Annotated in this window: 13 protein-coding genes; 6 read left to right on the top strand and 7 right to left on the bottom strand. The window is 59.7% G+C overall.

Translation table 11 applies throughout. The annotated features are described in order from the left end of the window. Positions 1–58: 58 nt before the first annotated feature. The 3 genes from FDQ92_RS06635 (at position 59) to meaB (ending at position 3202) form a co-directional block, all read left to right on the top strand. Complete coding sequence (locus tag FDQ92_RS06635) at positions 59–1747, top strand: acyl-CoA mutase large subunit family protein (protein WP_137425738.1); 1689 nt, start codon at positions 59–61, stop codon at positions 1745–1747. A 68-nt stretch (positions 1748–1815) separates the two neighbouring features. Continuing rightward, positions 1816–2235: a cobalamin B12-binding domain-containing protein gene (locus FDQ92_RS06630; RefSeq protein WP_137423850.1), complete on the top strand. Its 420-nt coding sequence runs from the start codon at positions 1816–1818 to the stop codon at positions 2233–2235. Between the two features lie 10 nt (positions 2236–2245). Continuing rightward, the gene (gene meaB, locus FDQ92_RS06625; RefSeq protein ID WP_137423849.1) at positions 2246–3202 is read left to right on the top strand and encodes a methylmalonyl Co-A mutase-associated GTPase MeaB; all 957 of its coding nucleotides are present in this window, start codon (positions 2246–2248) and stop codon (positions 3200–3202) included. A 34-nt stretch (positions 3203–3236) separates the two neighbouring features. On the opposite strand, the gene FDQ92_RS06620 is transcribed toward meaB, so the two are convergent. The 7 genes from FDQ92_RS06620 to FDQ92_RS06590 form a co-directional block, all read right to left on the bottom strand. Further along, a complete protein-coding gene (locus FDQ92_RS06620; RefSeq protein ID WP_137423848.1) occupies positions 3237–4286 on the bottom strand; it encodes a J domain-containing protein in 1050 nt (349 codons plus the stop codon). Positions 4287–4449: 163 nt separating this feature from the next. Continuing rightward, complete coding sequence (locus tag FDQ92_RS06615) at positions 4450–7056, bottom strand: [protein-PII] uridylyltransferase family protein (protein ID WP_137423847.1); 2607 nt, start codon at positions 7054–7056, stop codon at positions 4450–4452. Between the two features lie 329 nt (positions 7057–7385). Beyond that, positions 7386–8318: a hypothetical protein gene (locus FDQ92_RS06610; protein WP_137423846.1), complete on the bottom strand. Its 933-nt coding sequence runs from the start codon at positions 8316–8318 to the stop codon at positions 7386–7388. A gap of 450 nt (positions 8319–8768) precedes the next feature. Next, positions 8769–9788, bottom strand: coding sequence for a beta/alpha barrel domain-containing protein (locus FDQ92_RS06605; RefSeq protein ID WP_137423845.1), 1020 nt, complete (start codon positions 9786–9788; stop codon positions 8769–8771). Positions 9789–9852: 64 nt separating this feature from the next. Next, positions 9853–11454, bottom strand: a complete 1602-nt coding sequence (locus FDQ92_RS06600; protein ID WP_137423844.1) for an acyl-CoA carboxylase subunit beta — start codon at positions 11452–11454, stop codon at positions 9853–9855. A 69-nt stretch (positions 11455–11523) separates the two neighbouring features. Next, a complete protein-coding gene (locus tag FDQ92_RS06595; protein WP_137423843.1) occupies positions 11524–12309 on the bottom strand; it encodes an enoyl-CoA hydratase in 786 nt (261 codons plus the stop codon). A 118-nt stretch (positions 12310–12427) separates the two neighbouring features. Beyond that, positions 12428–13612 carry an acyl-CoA dehydrogenase family protein gene (locus FDQ92_RS06590; RefSeq protein WP_137423842.1) on the bottom strand — a complete coding sequence of 395 codons (1185 nt, stop codon included), beginning with the start codon at positions 13610–13612 and terminating at the stop codon, positions 12428–12430. Positions 13613–14234: 622 nt separating this feature from the next. Between FDQ92_RS06590 and FDQ92_RS06585 the strand changes: the two genes are divergently transcribed. The 3 genes from FDQ92_RS06585 (at position 14235) to FDQ92_RS06575 (ending at position 16559) form a co-directional block, all read left to right on the top strand. Beyond that, positions 14235–14507 (top strand): MBL fold metallo-hydrolase, encoded by a 273-nt coding sequence (locus FDQ92_RS06585; protein WP_137423841.1) that lies wholly within the window; start codon positions 14235–14237, stop codon positions 14505–14507. Between the two features lie 102 nt (positions 14508–14609). Next, complete coding sequence (locus FDQ92_RS06580) at positions 14610–15083, top strand: methylated-DNA--[protein]-cysteine S-methyltransferase (RefSeq protein WP_170180228.1); 474 nt, start codon at positions 14610–14612, stop codon at positions 15081–15083. A 129-nt stretch (positions 15084–15212) separates the two neighbouring features. After that, positions 15213–16559: an inositol-3-phosphate synthase gene (locus FDQ92_RS06575; RefSeq protein WP_211341388.1), complete on the top strand. Its 1347-nt coding sequence runs from the start codon at positions 15213–15215 to the stop codon at positions 16557–16559. Positions 16560–16813 lie beyond the last annotated feature (254 nt).

The raw sequence follows: 16813 nt of genomic DNA, 5'->3' as shown, positions 1-16813 counted from the left end.
GATCCAGGGCCGACCGATGGGAAAATGAGCCAAGGAGGAACACCGTATGGGCGCGCGCATGTTTTCTGAATCGCAACTGGAGCGGATCGAGGCCGAATACGAGGATTGGCTGGGGACGTACGAGAAAGCCCTGCAGAAGCTTCCCGAGCGCTTGGAACGGTTTTCGACCGTTTCGGATATGGAGGTGAAGCCGCTCTACACCCCGCTCGATATAAAGGACAAGGACTACCTGGAGGATATTGGGTTTCCGGGCTGCTATCCGTTCACCCGGGGGGTGCAGCCGAGCATGTACCGGGCGAGGCTGTGGACGATGCGGATGTTCGCGGGGCTCGGGACGCCCGAGGACACCAACAAGCGCTTTCATTACCTGATCGAACATGGGGAAACGGGCCTCAGCACGGCCTTCGATTTCCCGACGCTCATGGGCTACGATACCGGTTCGCCGCTGGCTCGGGGCGAATGCGGCAAGTGCGGGGTGGCCATCGACACTATCGACGACATGCAACGGCTGTTCGCCAATATCAACCTGGAAGAAGTGACCACGTCCATGACCATCAACCCGCCGGCTTCCGTGATCTGGGCCATGTACATCGCCAACGCCGAAAATGAAGGCTACGACCGGCGAAAACTGGGCGGAACCATCCAGAACGACTGCCTCAAGGAATTCATCGCTCAGAAAACGTTCATGCTGCCGCCGGAACCGAGCCTTCGGCTGGTGGTGGATACGGTGGAATTCGGAACCCGGGAAGTGCCGCGATGGAACACCATCAGTATCAGCGGGTATCACATCCGGGAGGCCGGAGCCACGGCGGTCCAGGAATTGGCGTTCACCATCTACGACGGCATCACCTATGTGGAGGAGTGCCTCAAGCGCGGCATGAAGGTGGATGAATTCGCGGGCCGCCTGTCTTTCTTCTGGAATTCGCACATTGATTTCTTTGAAGAAATTGCCAAGATGCGAGCCGCCCGCCGCATGTGGGCCCGGATCATGAAAGAGCGCTTCAAGGCTCAGAATCCGCGGTCTATGATGCTTCGCTTTCATACGCAGACCGCCGGCTGTTCCCTCACCGCCCAGGAGCCTTACAACAACGTCATCCGGACCACCACGGAAGCCCTGGCGGCCGTCCTCGGAGGCACCCAGTCGCTGCATACCAACTCGCTGGATGAAGTCTACATGATCCCCAGTGAACACGCCGTAAAGATCGCCCTCAGGACCCAGCAGATCCTGGCCGACGAGACCGGAGTCGCCCATGTGATCGATCCGCTGGCGGGGTCCTACTTCGTGGAAGCCTTGACCGACAAGATGGAAGAGGAAGCCAACGCCTATATCCGCAAACTGGATGAGCTGGGGGGCATGGTGGCGGCCATCGAAAGGGACTACCCGCAGATGGAAATCGCCGACGCGGCCTATGCTTTCCAGCAACAGGTCGAACGGGGCGACAAGATCATTCTGGGTGTCAACAAATACCCCAGCGAAAGGCCTGAGTTGGAGTTCGTATTGAAGATCGACGACGAAGTCGAACAGCGACAGATCGAACGCACCCGGGCGTTCAAGGAAAGACGGGATAAGACGAAGCTGCAGCAGGCGATGGACGAACTGCGGCGACGCTGCGAGGGGCCGCCCTCTTGGGAAAACAACGTCATGCCCGCACTCATCGATGCGGTGCGGGCGGGGGCGACGGAACAGGAATGTTGCGACCTTTTCCGTGAAGTCTTCGGTATCTACACGGATCCCGGAACCTTTTGACGCGGAGCCGTCTTCCGCGGACGGCCCCCCTTGGGGGCTTTCGGGCATGGACAGGAGGGAGTGTTTCCATGGGCGAGGATCGGAAACTCAGGATACTCATCACAAAGCCAGGGCTGGACGGACATGACCGCGGGGCGCGGGTCATTGCCCGCGCCTTCCGCGACGCGGGTTTCGAAGTCATCTATACCGGGTGCCACCAGTCGCCGGAACAGATCGTCAATACCGCCATCCAGGAAGATGTCGACCTCATCGGACTGAGCATTCTTTCCGGTGCCCACACTTACTCGTTTCCCAGGGTCTTAGAATTGCTCAAGGAAAAGGGCGCGGAAGACATCTCGGTCATCGGCGGCGGCATCTTTCCGCTGGAGGACATTCCAAAGCTGAAGGCACTGGGAATCAAGGAGATCTTCGAACCGGGATCCAAGCTGGCGGACATCGTGAACTGGGTTCGAAGCAACATAAAACCCAGGAAGGCGGTTGCCGCCTAAGGGCAGGATCATGAGCATTGTGGATCAGATACTGGCCGGCGATGTGCGGGCCGCCGCGCGTCTGCTGCGCGACATCGACGATCAACTTCCGTCGGCGCGAACTCTTCTGAAGGACCTCTACCCTCATACCGGAAAAGCCTATATCGTGGGCTTCACGGGGTCACCCGGCGTGGGCAAGAGCACGCTGGTGGATCAACTCGCCATGCGCTATCGCAAAGACGACCGCACGGTGGGAATTTTGGCCATCGATCCGACGAGCCCCTTCACCGGGGGCGCCATTCTGGGGGACCGCATTCGGATGCAGCGCCACTTCCTGGATAGCGGCGTCTTCATCCGAAGCCTGGCCACCCGCGGCCATTTCGGGGGACTCACCAAGTCCACCAACGACATGATCACCGTTCTGGACGCCATGGGAAAGGACATCATCCTGGTGGAAACGGTGGGTGTGGGCCAGGACGAAGTGGAAATCGCTCAGTGCGCCCATACCACGGTGATGGTGACCGTTCCGGGGATGGGCGATGAGGTTCAGGCCATCAAGGCGGGCATCATGGAGATCGGCGACATCTTCGTGGTGAACAAGGCCGACCGCGAAGGGGCCAGAAAAACCATCCGGGAGCTGCGAAATCTCATCGAACTGGGCTTGCGCCACCGGGACGAGCCGGGGTGGGAACCCCCGATCATTGAAACCGAAGCCCTCAAGGGCCGCGGTATCGAGGAGCTCTACCAGGCCATCGAGCAACACCGCCGGTTCCTCGAAACCAACGACCGGGGCCAGTGGGACGCAGCGGTCAAGAAACGCGCTCGCTCCCAGCTCGTGGAAACGCTCCGGGACGAAGCCATCAAGGCGTTGCTGCAAAGGATGGCCGACCGCGGCGTGTCTCTGGACGAACTGGTCGACCAGGTGGCTGATAAAAAAGCGGACCCATATACCATCGTCAACGACGTGCTGTCCCGGGAACTCCGCTGAGTGCGCTTTTCCTCTCCGGCCGGCCCTCTTTCGGTCAGCGCCGGCTGCGCCCCTTTCGAAGGAGCAGTTCTTCGTAGGCGCGGGTCGTTCGAATGAAAGCTTCATGGTCGCCACCCGTGTCGGGGTGATGGGCCATGGCCCGTCGCTTGAAGCACCGCGCCAAATCCCGAACGCTCATGGTTTCGAATTCCTCGCCTGAAATACCTAGAATCCGGCACGCGTCCGGAACCGGCATGGCGGCGGACGGACGGGGCGGCTGATAGAAGCCTCGGCTTCCGATGAATCCGCGGAGGGTGTCGTTCCAAAGGGCTTCCGCCGTGAAGGTGTGGTCGAAGTAGAGGATGACATAGCGGACCAGGTAAGGGTGGAGCCGTCCGCCTGACCGGCGGGGCAGGCCCTTGAGGTAGGCTGGGTCGGCATTGAGGTGGCAGATTTCTTCCAAGAAATAGTCGTCCACCTTTTCGGGGTCCAGAGCCGCCGGCTGGTTTTTGAGGAGATGCTGCGGGAAATAGGACTGCAGGTGAAGGGCGGTGAAGAGGTAGGGCCTCACCTCGTGAGGGCGCAGCTGAGCCTCCATGCTTTCAAAGACATGTTCGATTTCGTCCCGGCTCTTTTCCAGCAAAACGTTTAGAAACTTCCAGGGGCGGTCGTCCAGTTTGCCGATGTCCACCCGTCCGCACCTCAGATAATGGAGGCGGCGCTTGTCGAAAGCATGAAGACCTTTCTGGTGCTCCAGCAGTTCTTCCTGAGAACAGCCCGCCCATCGGCTGGGTGCCGCTCCGGCCCGGAACATGGTGACGATGCGGCGGATGTGGGGATCCAGAAAGGGCAGGAAAACCTCTTCCAGGTCGTTCGTTTCCCATTGAACGCCCTTCGCTTCCAGGGCCTCTTCCAGTTCCGGTTTGAAATAGAAGCCGTTTCCCCCTGGATAAACGATGTATGCTTCAGGGTCGTCTCCCAGATCCATCAGGTCCCGATGCATCCAGCCGCCGCCGCTCCAGAAGGACTCCCGAAGAACGTAATGCCATCCGTCTTGGAATCTCACCTTTCGAAGATACACCGTCGACTCCTCAACCACGAGCATCCGAGAAAATCCCCTCAGGTCTCTTCGGTGAAGAGGGCCGGGGGAATCCAAGACGGGCGATGATGGGCACGCCTTCCTTTCCGCCGCTTAACTCTATCGCTTCGCCGCTTCAAGGGGACCCGCCTGGGATCGTTTGTTGATGTTCGATCTGCGGGCGGTCCCTTCAATGCGGCGCATCGCGATCTGAGGCCGGGCCGTCGAGCCAGAAGATCAAGGCGCGTCGGATTTCCTCCATCTGTTCCGGATCGGTCACCTTTTTCCCTTCGTGGGTCTTGATGTAGAAAATGTCGGCCACCTGATCCACTTTGGTGGTGATCTTGGCCACGAAGATCCTCACTTGAAGGTCCATCAGGGTCCGCGTGATGGTGTAGAGCAGGCCCGGACGATCCGTCGAGTAAACCTCAAGGATAGTGTAATAGCGAGTCGACTCGTTGTCGATGAGCACCTGGCTTGGAGTGGACGGCACGCTCCGGGCCGAGGGGCCTTGCTGGGCCGCGTGTGCGGCGATCCGGTAGTCGAGGGCCAGGCGGCCTTGGAGGAGGCGTTTCATGTCGTCGCGAAGGGCCTTCCAGTCGCAGGTGATTCCGGCGCCTTCCCGCATGCGGCAACGGAAGATGAGGAGCACCATGCCGTTTTTCTTGGTGAAGACCTGGGCGCCGCGGATGTCCAGATCGTGGAGGGTGAAGATGCCGGCCGTGTTGGCGACCAGCCCCGGCATCTCGGGGCTCATCAGCGTGATTTCGGCGGTGCCGTCGGAGGTTTGCACTTCCCAGACCGGCACCTCTCCCGAACGATTCAGCTCCAGCTCCATGCGTAGGTGCCGGCCGACGGCCTCCGGTGGCATGGCAAGCAGATACCGAGGGGGCAGCTGGGAGAAGTGGTCTTCAAGTTCTTCCGGCGTCACCAGATCCTGGACCTCGCGCTGGACCTGAGCCTTGATGCGCTGCAGCCGATCGGCGATGCTCTGGTCACTCGGCTCGCCCTTTTCCAGTATGTACAGGAGGCGATCGTAGAGTTCGCGCACGGGTGTTTCCCGCCATTTTTCTTCCGCCTTGGGGCCTGTGGCGTTCATATCGGCGAAACTCAGCAACAAAAGGAGCTGCAGCCGTTCGGGATCGCCGATCAGCAAGGCGCACTGGGTGAGCATCTCCTGGTCTGCGAGGTCCCGCATGGCGGCGGTGTCTATCAGCAGTAGATGTTGGGCCACCAAGAACTGAACCATGTCAGACCACTCGGGTTCCAGCCCCAGGCGGCGGGCGATAGACGGGATCATCTCACCGCCGTGCAGGGCGTGGTCCCTTCCGGCGCTCTTGCCTACGTCGTGGAGCAGCGCGGCCAGGTACAGACAGGTGGGATCGCTCACGCTTCGTGCCATCTCGGTCAATTCGGGTTCCGAATCCTCGTAGTCGCCCTGGAGCAGCCTTTTGATGACGGAAAGGGTTCTCAGATGGTGTTCGTGCACGGGATAGATGTGAAAGGCATCGTGCTGAACCAGTCCGTGCACTGAGGCCGATTCCGGGATGATCCCTTGAAGGAGGCCGTAATTGTAAAATCGGCGGATCACCGGCAGTTCCGGCGAATCGCACCGAACGAGTTCCAGGAATTCGTCGCGGGCCTTGGGGTCACCGGCGGCGGTCTCCACCAGATTGCTGTGGTGACGAATCCACTGGCGGGTGGAACTGGCAAAGCCGATCCGGTGTTTGGCGGCTGCGACAAAAAGATGCACAACGGCACCCGCCGAAGCCGGATACCTTGACGGGTGGACCACGATCTTTCCGGATTGCACCTCCAGCCCTTCCTCCAGAGGAAAAGACGGTTTCTCTTCACCGCCTTCGACGGCAAAGCGCCCGCTGTCCTGAAGCCTTTCGCAGAACTCGGCGGAAACCCCATGCACGTCATGGAAATGCTGGTAGACGTCTTTCATGAAGGTTTCCACAGGAAGGAAACCGGATCGGGCCGGGTAGCCGAGCTTCTCCGCAAGCCGCTCCTGGTCGTGGAAGCGCAGCACCCCGGATCCGTTGGCCGCCACCGAATGGAGCAGACTCAGAAGGCGGAGGTAGAGCTTTTCCGCCTGTTGGAGCCGGTCCACTTCGGGGCGTGTGAGGAATCCCTGGAAAATGGCGTCTTCAAAGCATCGGATGCCCAAAACTATCCGGCAGAGCGCCCGGATGGAGGTGATGTCTTCAAGGCCTCCGGGGTTCTTGATCAGGTTGGGCTCCAGCCAGTTTTCCGGATGCTCAAGGAGGGCACGGCGTTCTTTGAGTGATACGTGGAGGTGGTCGATCAGGAAGCCCCTATGTTCTTCCACGAAAGCGTCCAGGGCGTCTTCGAGGGACTCCAGTAGGTCCCTGTTTCCCGAAATGTAGCGGGCCTCCAGCAGATCGAAGAAGAAGGGGAGTTCAGCGGGGACCCGTTCGAGAATGTTCCGCACCGTGGCTTCCCGGAAGCGCACCTTCCAGCCGGCTTCTTCAAGCGGACGGGCGATTTCGTCCTTCCAGTTCTCATAGCCGGCGAGAGTCTCCGTTCGAAGGAGGAGCAATTCGACGGTATCGTCAGGACCCACAAGGCCGCGGGCGAAGGCATCCAAGGCCACGACGGCCCCACCCGCCCGGAATTTTTCCGAATCCGGCGCCATGCGGTTGACGAGGCGATTGTGGAGCGAGATCACCGCGATTTCCAGAAGGCTGGTGTGGCGGCGGAGCATCTCGTCGCCGGTGCTCTGAAGGACCTGTTCCCGCTGTCTTTTCAACGATTCAACAATGTCATGCATGGTGTTTCCCCGGTTGGATGTTCCTGGATCATCTTCGGCTGAAACGGATCTGTCAGCGTATCTTGCTCATGGACTGAATCGATGTCAAAAGAAAGTTCAAAAACTTTCAACGTGGAGGTGAAGTGGAGCGGATCGATTTCCCCGGGGGGAGCCGTTTCAGGCACAACGTGGGTACCGGGGACCCGATGGAAATGGCTCGCGTCACTTGCGAGCCGGGGCGGACGAGATCGTGTTTTACGACATCACGACTTCCAGCAATCGGAGCGACTCATGGCCGACGTGGTGGACCGGGTGCCGAGGGTATCCGGCACGGATGTCCCGGCGACTCATCATGAGCCGGTCAGGCGCTGTTCGATCCGTTGGAGGGCCTGCTGCAGTTCCTGGAAATGTTTCTTCATGGCCTGGAGGACCATGAGGGTGTCGGAACTCTGGAGCGGCAGGCGCGAAAGGATCTGGTCGTAGAAGAGAGCGTCAAGGCGGGCCAGGTAATAATGTTCCAAGCGGGAAAGAAGCCCCTGTGCCAGGTACAGCGCGATGACGAGGACGAGGGTCTGGCCGAAGGGAAGGAGGCAGACGGCGATCAGCGCGGTAATGTCCGCAAGCTCCTCGCTGCCTTCGAAAATCGGTTGAAGTCTCAGGTAAAGGAGCCAGACGCCCTGGCCCAGGGCCAGGAAGGGAAGTACTCTCGCCATCCACCGGAAGCTTTCCCAGGAGCCCGAAATCTGATGCCAGTCCACCGTTTCAACCCGGTGTTCCCTGTGCGTCAGTTCCTCGGCCGAAAGCGACTCCTGGTGACCTGAAAAAAGGACGATCAGGCGTTTGTGGGCGATGGATAGAAATCGCAGCGGCGACCTGGAGGCTCGATGGAAGAGCTGCTGGGCCGGCATCACTTTTTCAAGGCTTTCCAGGATCCATTCCGGGTTGGTTTTCGAAGGTTTGGGCAGCGGCAACGCCTGTTCCAGGATGCGCCCGATGGATGCCTTTCCTGCAAACTGGATCAGCAGCCAGAGGGCGCGACAGAGCAGGAAGAACAACAGCGCGCCCACCAGAAAGACGATGACCTCACCCAGGATCCCCTGCGAAAGCCAATCGCGCCGGGTCCAGAAGTCCATGGAGCGGTAGGTTCCCGCTCCCGGAGCCGGCCCGCCGGGTCCGGGCATCAGCCCATCCTGAATGATGTAACCGCCTCCGAGCGAAACCAGTAGAAAAAGAAACCACCACAGGCGTTGGGACGTTTCATAGCGCCTCAGGGTGTAAGTCATGGGCAAACCCCGCTGAGTTCTTGAGGAGCCTTCCCCAAAAAAGGAAGGATTTCCAAACCATTCCGGGTCCGGAAATTCCCTGGTCGCTGCGTGCTCGAGGAATGTCGGGCGGCGTACGGGAACCCCTTTTCCGCTCTCCGCGGGGGCCTTCCGGGTCCTTTTCGGCCGAGGGGTGACCGCAGACTGCGGAAAGGCCTGTTGGAGGGCCCGGGCCCGCACGCCCGGCGAGGTCCGCCAAGGTGATCGGCCCGGTGTTCCGTTATCGGTAGGAGCGGGCTTGCCCGCGACCCGTAAAACCAGCAAAGCTGCGTTGACCTTGATCGCCGGCAAGCCGGCTCCTACAAAAGCAACCGCGGTCCTTGTAGGAGCGACACCCTCGCCGCGATCGGGATCACCGGCAAGTAAGGGTGCAACGCCGCTGCGCCCCTACAGGGCATGAGTCACTCCTTTTTAGACGCGCCCGGTCATGCTCTTAGGAATCCTTCCGGTGCGCACACATTCCGACCGCAGGCGGCGGCCCACGATCTTTTCGTTCCAGCGGCCGATATCCAGGACCTTGTCCACATCCACCCCGGTGTCGATCCCCATTTCGTCCATCATGACCACCATGTCTTCGGTGCTGACGAGGCCGGTGATGGTGGGGTCGGCGTAATAGTATTTGCCCGTGCCCGCCACGGGAACCCCGTCCACGAAGTTGGCCGGCTGACCGCCGATGCCGCCCAATGTGCTTTCATAGTGGCTGATGCCGGCATGAAGGGCGGCCAAGACGTTAGCAAGCCCCCACCCTCTTGTCACGTGGAAATGCGCCACGTGCTTAGTGGGGTCCGGGATGGCGTCGAGAATCATGGAAAAGTAATCGCAGACACGGTTCGGGGGAGCCGATCCGTCATGGTCGGCGTGCTCGATGTCGTCGGCCCCGATGTCCAGCCACCGCTGGGTGAATTCCACGGCCTTCTTGAGTTCCGTCGGGCCCTCGATGGGGCATCCCCAGATGGTACTCACCGTGCCGCATACCTTGAGCCCGGCATCATGAGCCATGGGGATGTATTTCTCGCACATCTTCCAGTATTCCGCCAGCGAGATTCCCGAATTGATGCGGTGGTGGGATTCGCTGGTGGACACCATGAAAACGATCCGATCCGGCCCGTAGCCGTTTTTCTTGGCTGCGATGGCGCGTTCCACCGCCTTTTCGCGGATGGTGATAGTAGTGATTTCCACGTCTTTCAACATCTGCCCCACCCGCTTGCTGTTGTAGAGGCCTTTCAAGACCTCGTCGGCGTCTTTGAACTGGGGCATACCCCTGGGGTTTCCGAAGTTGGTCACTTCGATGCGCTTGAAGCCCGCCAGGATCAGCTGTTCCGCCAGCCATATCTTGGCATCTGTGGGAATAAACTTCTCTTCATGCTGGTAGCCGTCTCGAATCGTGATGTCCCCAAGGACCACTTTCTTGGGAAAATGGAGCGCTGCCATTGATTTCCTCCTTGCATGGCTCGAGCCCGTTTGCTTTCGTTGCCACAGCCGCTGAGACATTTCCTCAGAATCTCAGGTTTCCGAAAGCGGGATCTCCGATGGGCGTGAGGCAACTCACTTCGAAGGCCATGGCGAGCCAGTCCCGGATTTCGCGGAACTTCAGGACCCGGTCGTTGAGGAGTCGCGCTCCGCAGAAAAACGGGTGGGCTTCACCGTCGTATTTGTCGATCATCTGCTGCCGAAAGGCCTGTTTCTCGCCCTCGCTCATGGGTTTGCCGCTGATTTCGCGCTTTCTTTCCTCGATGGAAAGCAGCACTTCCGCGGCCGAACGGCCGCTCATGACCGATGTCCGGGCCCTCATGGTGGAAAACAGGAAATGGGGCCGGTACGCTCGCCCGCACATCCCGTAGTTGGCCGCTCCGTTGTCGGGGCCGATCACCAGCTGGACCCGGGGCACCTGTGCGCAGGAGACGGCCCGAACCATGTCCGCGCCGTACTTTCCGATGCCCATGTGTTCCGATTCCGATCCCACCATGTAGCCGGGGGAACTCTGCACGAAAAGCAGGGGAATCTTTTCCTGGGAGCATCTGACGATCCATTCCGTGGCCTTCCGGGCAGCCTCTACGAAAATGATCCCCACGCCGTTGGATGCGATTACGCCAACGGGGATGCCCTTGATGCGCATCTTGACCGTGACGATGTTGTCGCCGCGGCCCGGCGCATAGCTCTTCTTGAATTCGATCAGGTGAGAATCGTCAGCGACGGCGCCAAGGACCGCCCTGACGTTGATTCCCTGATGGATCTTGGCGGGGAGCTCTTCATAGAGGGTTTCCGGCGGTACCAGGGGAGGCGTCTCCGCGTAGCGGTGAAGGTGCAACTTCTGGGGCGGTTCCAGGGAAAGGATTTCCCGCACCTTTTCCACTGCTTCGTCCTGGGTCTTGCAGAATTGATCGGCGCCGCCCGAAATCTGGGTGTGAACGCGGGCTCCGCCTAAGTCTTCCGCCGAAATCACCTCCCCCGTAGCCGCTTTTACGAGCGGCGGTCCGCCCAGGAACGAATAGGCCATCTTGTCGATCATGACCGCCTGGCAGGCCATGAAGACGATATAGGCGCCTCCGGCCGTGTTGCCGCCGGTGCTCAGCGTGATCTGCTTCAGCCCCTGGGCGGACATGCGGGCCATGTTGTAGAACATGGAGCCGAAATGGCCGTCATCGGGGAAGACATCCGCCTGCATGGGAAGAAAGGCCCCACCGGAGTCGGCGATGTAGACGCAGTTCAGGCCGCAGCGTTCGGCGACGGCCTGGGCCCGCATGTGCTTTTTCAACGTGATGGGAAAGTAGGTGCCCGCCTTGACCCGGCTGTCATTGGCAAAAACCATTGTCCAGTTGCCATGGATCTTTCCGATGCCGGTGACTATCCCGCCGCACGGTACGTCGTCCACCTCCGGGTAATGCACACCGAACCCCGCCAGCCGGCTCAGTTCAAAGAACTCGGTTCCGGGATCGATCAGCTTTTCTATGAGCTGACGCACCGGCTGCTTGCCCTGTTTGGCCAGGCGCTTCACCGCTTCTTGCCCACCCGGCCACATGGCCTGGTAGATCCTTTCGTCGAGTTTCAGTTCCTCGTTTTCCCAAAACGCCCGGTTTTCCATCCTTGCGTCAGACATAGGCTCATCCTCTCAGGCGAATGGTGTCCGTGGATTTCCGGTTTCTTCCTGGTGCATCCTTCGCCGAAATCACTTGCCCTTGTAAACGGGTTTGCGCTTTTCGCGAAACGCCGCCAGCCCTTCCAGCCTGTCTTCCGTCGGGATGGTTATCCAGTAGGCGTTGGATTCGATGGCGAGCCCCGTATGCAGATCTGTTTCGATCCCATGGTTGATCGCGTATTTGGCCTGCTGGATGGCGATGGGGCCCGTTTCGCAGATCATGGCCGCCATGGCCCGGCATTCATCCATAAGAGATTCCGCAGGGCACACCTTGTTCACGAGTCCGATGGCCAGCGCTTCTTCCGCATCCACGCGGCGGCCGGTAAAGATCAGTTCCTTGGCTTTCCCCCGCCCCACCAGCCTCGGAAGCCGCTGGGTACCGCCCGCCCCCGGGATGATGGCGAGTCGTGTTTCGGTGAGGCCCATGGTGGCCGACGATGCGGCCAGACGGACGTCGCAGGCGAGCGCCAGTTCCGTCCCGCCCCCCAGGGCGATGCCGTTCACCGCGGCAATCACGGGCTTCGGAAGTTCTTCGATGGACGTGAACAGGTTCCGGACTGTGAAAATGAACTCCTTCACCTGAACCTCGCTCAGCGTCGCCCGTTCCTTGAGGTCCGCTCCGGCGCAGAAGGCCTTTCCGCCGGCGCCGGTAATGATCAGCACGCGTATCTGCGGGTCGAACCGCAGGGACTCGATCCGATCCCGGAGCCCCCAAAGCATGGCGAAGTTGAACGAATTCATGGCTTCCGGGCGGTTCAGGGTGAGCACGGCCACTTGATCTTGACGTTCTTCCAGGACCACCGGTTGTTCGGACATTGGATATCCCCCTCCCTTGCCCAGCGGGTGTGCCGCATTCAAGCGCCGGGCGGAATGTCTGTGCCGACGACGCAGGCGCCATCCGGCCCGGCCCTTTCAGCCGCTGCTCGGAAACAGGTCAGCGCTGACCGCGACGCTCGAAGTGTTCGGCCAAGAGTTCCCGAGCGATGATAAGGCGCCGGATCTCGCTGGTTCCGGCCCCGATTTCATACAGCTTGGCGTCCCTCCACAGCTTCTGGACCGGAAATTCCAGGCTGTAGCCGTAACCGCCGTGGATCTGAATCGCCTGGTTGCAGACCCAGGTGGCGTTTTCCGCGGCGAAGAGGACGGCCGCGGCCGCCTGCTTGGTGAGTTCGGTCCCTTTGCCGCCCCGCGGCGACTGTTGAGCCAGCTCAGCCGCTCGATAGGCGAGAAGCCGCGACGCTTCGGTCCGAGCATACATGTCGGCCAGCTTCTGTTGAATCATCTGAAACCTGCCGATGGGTTGGCCGAACTGCTCGCGTTCCGAAGCGTACCGGAGGGAATATTCCAGCGCCTGTTCGGCCATTCCCACCGAACCGCCGGCCAGTACGATGCGTTCAATGTCGAGACCGCTCGTCATTACGTGGACGCCCATGTTTTCCTGGCCCACCAGGTTTTCGGCCGGAACCTCGCAGTCCTCAAAGGACAGTTCGCCTGTGGGGGAACCGCGCATGCCGCATTTTTTGATTTTCCGCGAAACCGAAAACCCGGGAAAGTCCTTCTCAACGATGAACGCACTGATGCCTTTCGGTCCTTTTTCCGGATCCGTCTTGGCGTACAACAGAAGCACGTCCGCAATCGGACCGTTGGTGATCCACATCTTGGTGCCGTTCAGGATGTACTTGTCGCCCTTCTTTTCCGCTCGAGTCCGAAGGCTCATGGCATCGGAGCCGGCGTTGGGTTCCGTGAGTCCCAGTGCCCCGATCTTTTCGCCGTTGATCATGGGCGGCAGGTACTTTTCCTTGAGCGCTTCATTGGCGTTCTTGTGGATGTTGTGCATGCACAGGTTGGAGTGAGCGGCGTAGGTCATGGCGAGACCCGGACAGATGCGGCTCATCTCCTCCACCGCCAGCACCTGCATCAGCACGTCGCCGCCCAGCCCCCCGTATCTTTCGTCGATCGTGATCCCCAGGATGCCGATCTCAGCGCATTTCTTGAAAAAATCGGGAGGAAACCAATCCTCTTCGTCGATCTTTTCCTGGATCGGAGCCAATTCGTTTACGGCCCACTTGTGGACCGTTTCCTTCATCATGCGCTGTTCTTCACTGAATTGGAAATCCATGACACCCCCCCCCCTTGTCTTGAGAACCTCAACGGCCAACCGGCCATCGCCGTGCCCGTGTGGCGTCTCGGGGCATAGCGATGGTCCAAAAAAAATCCAGACCCGGCCATAAACGAGCTCGAAGGTGTGGCTTGCATGCAATGGTGGCACGGTATGCGCGACGATCCGTAGCAGCATTCATGACAGGATCGCATCCAGAACGGGAGACGGAGCTCTTCTAGGGAAAGAACGCGCCTCAACGTCCCGTATCAAGGGGCGATGGGAGCTTTAAGCGTTGATTCAGCGCGTGAGCGGGAGGAAAAGCCATACGAAGGATAACCCGCATCAGTTAACGATGAACGCGAAATTCCGTAATGGATTGTCCAAAGTTTGTCAACAGCGAACCTTACGGGGAAGATGCCCGGATCTGTTTTTCTCAAATCCCGCCGCCACCCAGTCGTCCAGAACCACTCGATGGAAAGCGCCGTATCGAGGCGAAATCCGGCGGAGGATGTCCAGCCGTCGGGATTTGAGGAAACCGCTGAACACTGAGACCTTTTGACATTTCGGCGGGGATGGTCCATTGTGCAAAAAACGCTGGCCATCACCCGTTGGCGTACTGAGGGGTCGGAGGGCTTATTTAATGAATATCATTCAGAAACCTGTGGGGGTAATGGAAGTCTTCTGCTACCTGGTTTTGGACGAATCCACCGGAGAAGCCATCCTCGTCGATCCCGCAGGAGACGAAGACGAAATCCTGAAGCTCGTCAACGAAAACAGCGTGAAGCTGCGCTACATCGTGAACACCCACGGTCATAGGGATCATACCTGCGGCAACGCCAAATTGAAAGCCGCAACCGGCGCCGCGCTCGTGATGCACGCACTGGACGATGAGTTTTTCCGATTTTCTTCTTGATGAGGTGTGACGGGGGAAAGGGCGGATGGACGCCATCAAGGGTCTGGCCTTCGACTCGCCGCTCGGGTGGATTCTCACAGCGGCCTCCCCCGGGGGCTGCGCTTGTTTCACTTCGCGGGAGTGGTTGAGCCTTCCGACCAGGCGGTGGCGGACCTTCTTCAGAGGGAACGAATCGATGGGCCGTTCGAACGCGAGCGCTCGGGATCTTCCCTGCTCAGCGAACTCCGTGAAGCCGTGCTCCGGTATTTCGAGGGCTCCGGAGTTCACCCCCACCGCCCTTTGGATTTGGGTGGGGGGACCCTTTTCCAGCAGAGTGTCTGGCGGACGCTCTGCGAAATTCCTTTCGGGGAAGTCCGGACCTATCGGCAAATCGGTGAGGTCATCGGGCGGCCTCAGGGGGCGCGGGCCGTGGGGCAGGCGTGCCGCAGAAATCCCATTGCCCTGGTGGTTCCTTGCCACCGGGTCGTGGCGTCAGACGGAAAGCTTGGAGGCTACAGCGGGGGATGCCACATCAAGCGATACCTTCTGGACCTGGAGAGAATAGGCGCCGGTGTGAGGCCGTCACCGCGCCGTTGATTCCGGCGCGGAGTGCGCGTCGCCTTCGTTGTTCCGGCGGCCCGCCGCAGGGGCTTGACAGGCTGAAGACCGGAGCGTATGAGGCACAGAAATCCTTTGGCGAGCCGAAACAATGATGGAGGGCCAGCGTTGAAAGAAAGAGAACTCAAGCGCAAGGATCAAATCGAAAAACCCAAAGGGAAGCTCGGCGTTTTTATACCGGGTATCGGCGGTGCCGTTTCCACGACCTTCATCGCCGGGGTCGAAGCCGTCCGTCGGGGCATTGCCGAACCCATCGGATCGCTCACTCAGCTCGGCACCATCCGGCTCGGCAAGCGCTTCGAACACCGGGTTCCCAAAATCAAGGAATTCGTCCCGCTGGCTGATCTGCAGGACATGGTTTTCGCCGGCTGGGATCTCTACGATGCCAACCTCTATGAGGCTGCACTTTACGCCAGGGTCATCAACCGCGAACATTTGGATCCCATCAAGGACTTTTTGAGCGGCATCAAACCCATGCCCGCCGTCTTCGACCGCCGGTTCGTGCGCAACCTGGACGGAACCTACGTGAAACCCGGAGCCGACCTGAGGGATCACGTGGAGGCCCTGAAAGAAGACATCTCGCGCTTCAAGGCGGAAAACGCCGTGGACCGTTGCGTGATGATCTGGTGCGGCAGTACGGAAATCTTTCAGAGGCCGGAAGAACCTCACCGGTCTCTGGAGGCCCTGCAAAAGGCCGTCGACGCCAACGATTCGCGCATCGCGCCGAGCATGCTGTATGCGCTTGCGGCCCTCGAAAGCGGTATTCCTTTCGTGAACGGCGCCCCGAACCTCACCGTGGACATCGGGGCTATGGTGGAGCTGGCCGGGCAAAATCAGGTCGCCGTCGCCGGCAAAGACTTCAAGACGGGCCAAACCCTCATGAAAACCATCCTGGCCCCGGGGCTCAAGGCCCGCATGCTCGGCCTCGAAGGGTGGTATTCCACCAACATCCTCGGAAACCGGGACGGGCTGGTCCTCGACGACAAAGATTCCTTCAAGACCAAGGAAGAAAGCAAGCTCTCGGTGCTCGAATACATTCTCCAGCCGCAGCTCTACCCCACGCTCTACAAGAACTATTACCACAAGGTCACCATCAACTATTATCCGCCGCGTGGCGACAACAAGGAAGGCTGGGACTGCATCGATATCTTCGGCTGGCTCGGCTACCCGATGCAGATCAAGGTGGACTTCCAGTGCCGGGACAGCATCCTCGCCGCTCCGCTGGTTCTGGACCTGGTGCTGTTCATGGATCTTGCCCAGCGCGTCGGGATGACCGGCATTCAAGAATGGCTTTCGTTCTATTTCAAAAGCCCGATGCACAAGGAGGGCTTGTATCCCGAACACGATCTGTTCATCCAGCTCATGAAGCTCAAAAACACCCTGCGCTACCTGATGGGCGAAGAACAGATCACCCATTTCGGGCTCGACTACTACATGAACGACCGCGAGGCATGACGCCCGCGCTCTTCCCCTCGTTCCCAAGCTCCAGCTTGGGAACAAGGTCAAAAAATCCCCCACTCCCTTGATGGGAGAGGGTTGGGGTGAGGGTGAGAAAATTAACGTATGTCAATCAGTTACATTCCCCTCCCCTTAATCCCCTCCCACAAGGGGAGGGGAAATAGAATTCCCCTCGTTCCCAAGCTGGAGCTTGGGAACAAGAAGCAAAAGATCTGCACCCTTTTCGTGAGCTTGTTTTGGACAAGCTCTTA

It is taken from the genome of Desulfoglaeba alkanexedens ALDC (assembly GCF_005377625.1).
Taxonomy (GTDB): Bacteria; Desulfobacterota; Syntrophobacteria; order Syntrophobacterales; family DSM-9756; genus Desulfoglaeba; species Desulfoglaeba alkanexedens.
This window is presented reverse-complemented; position numbering and strand designations above follow the sequence as displayed.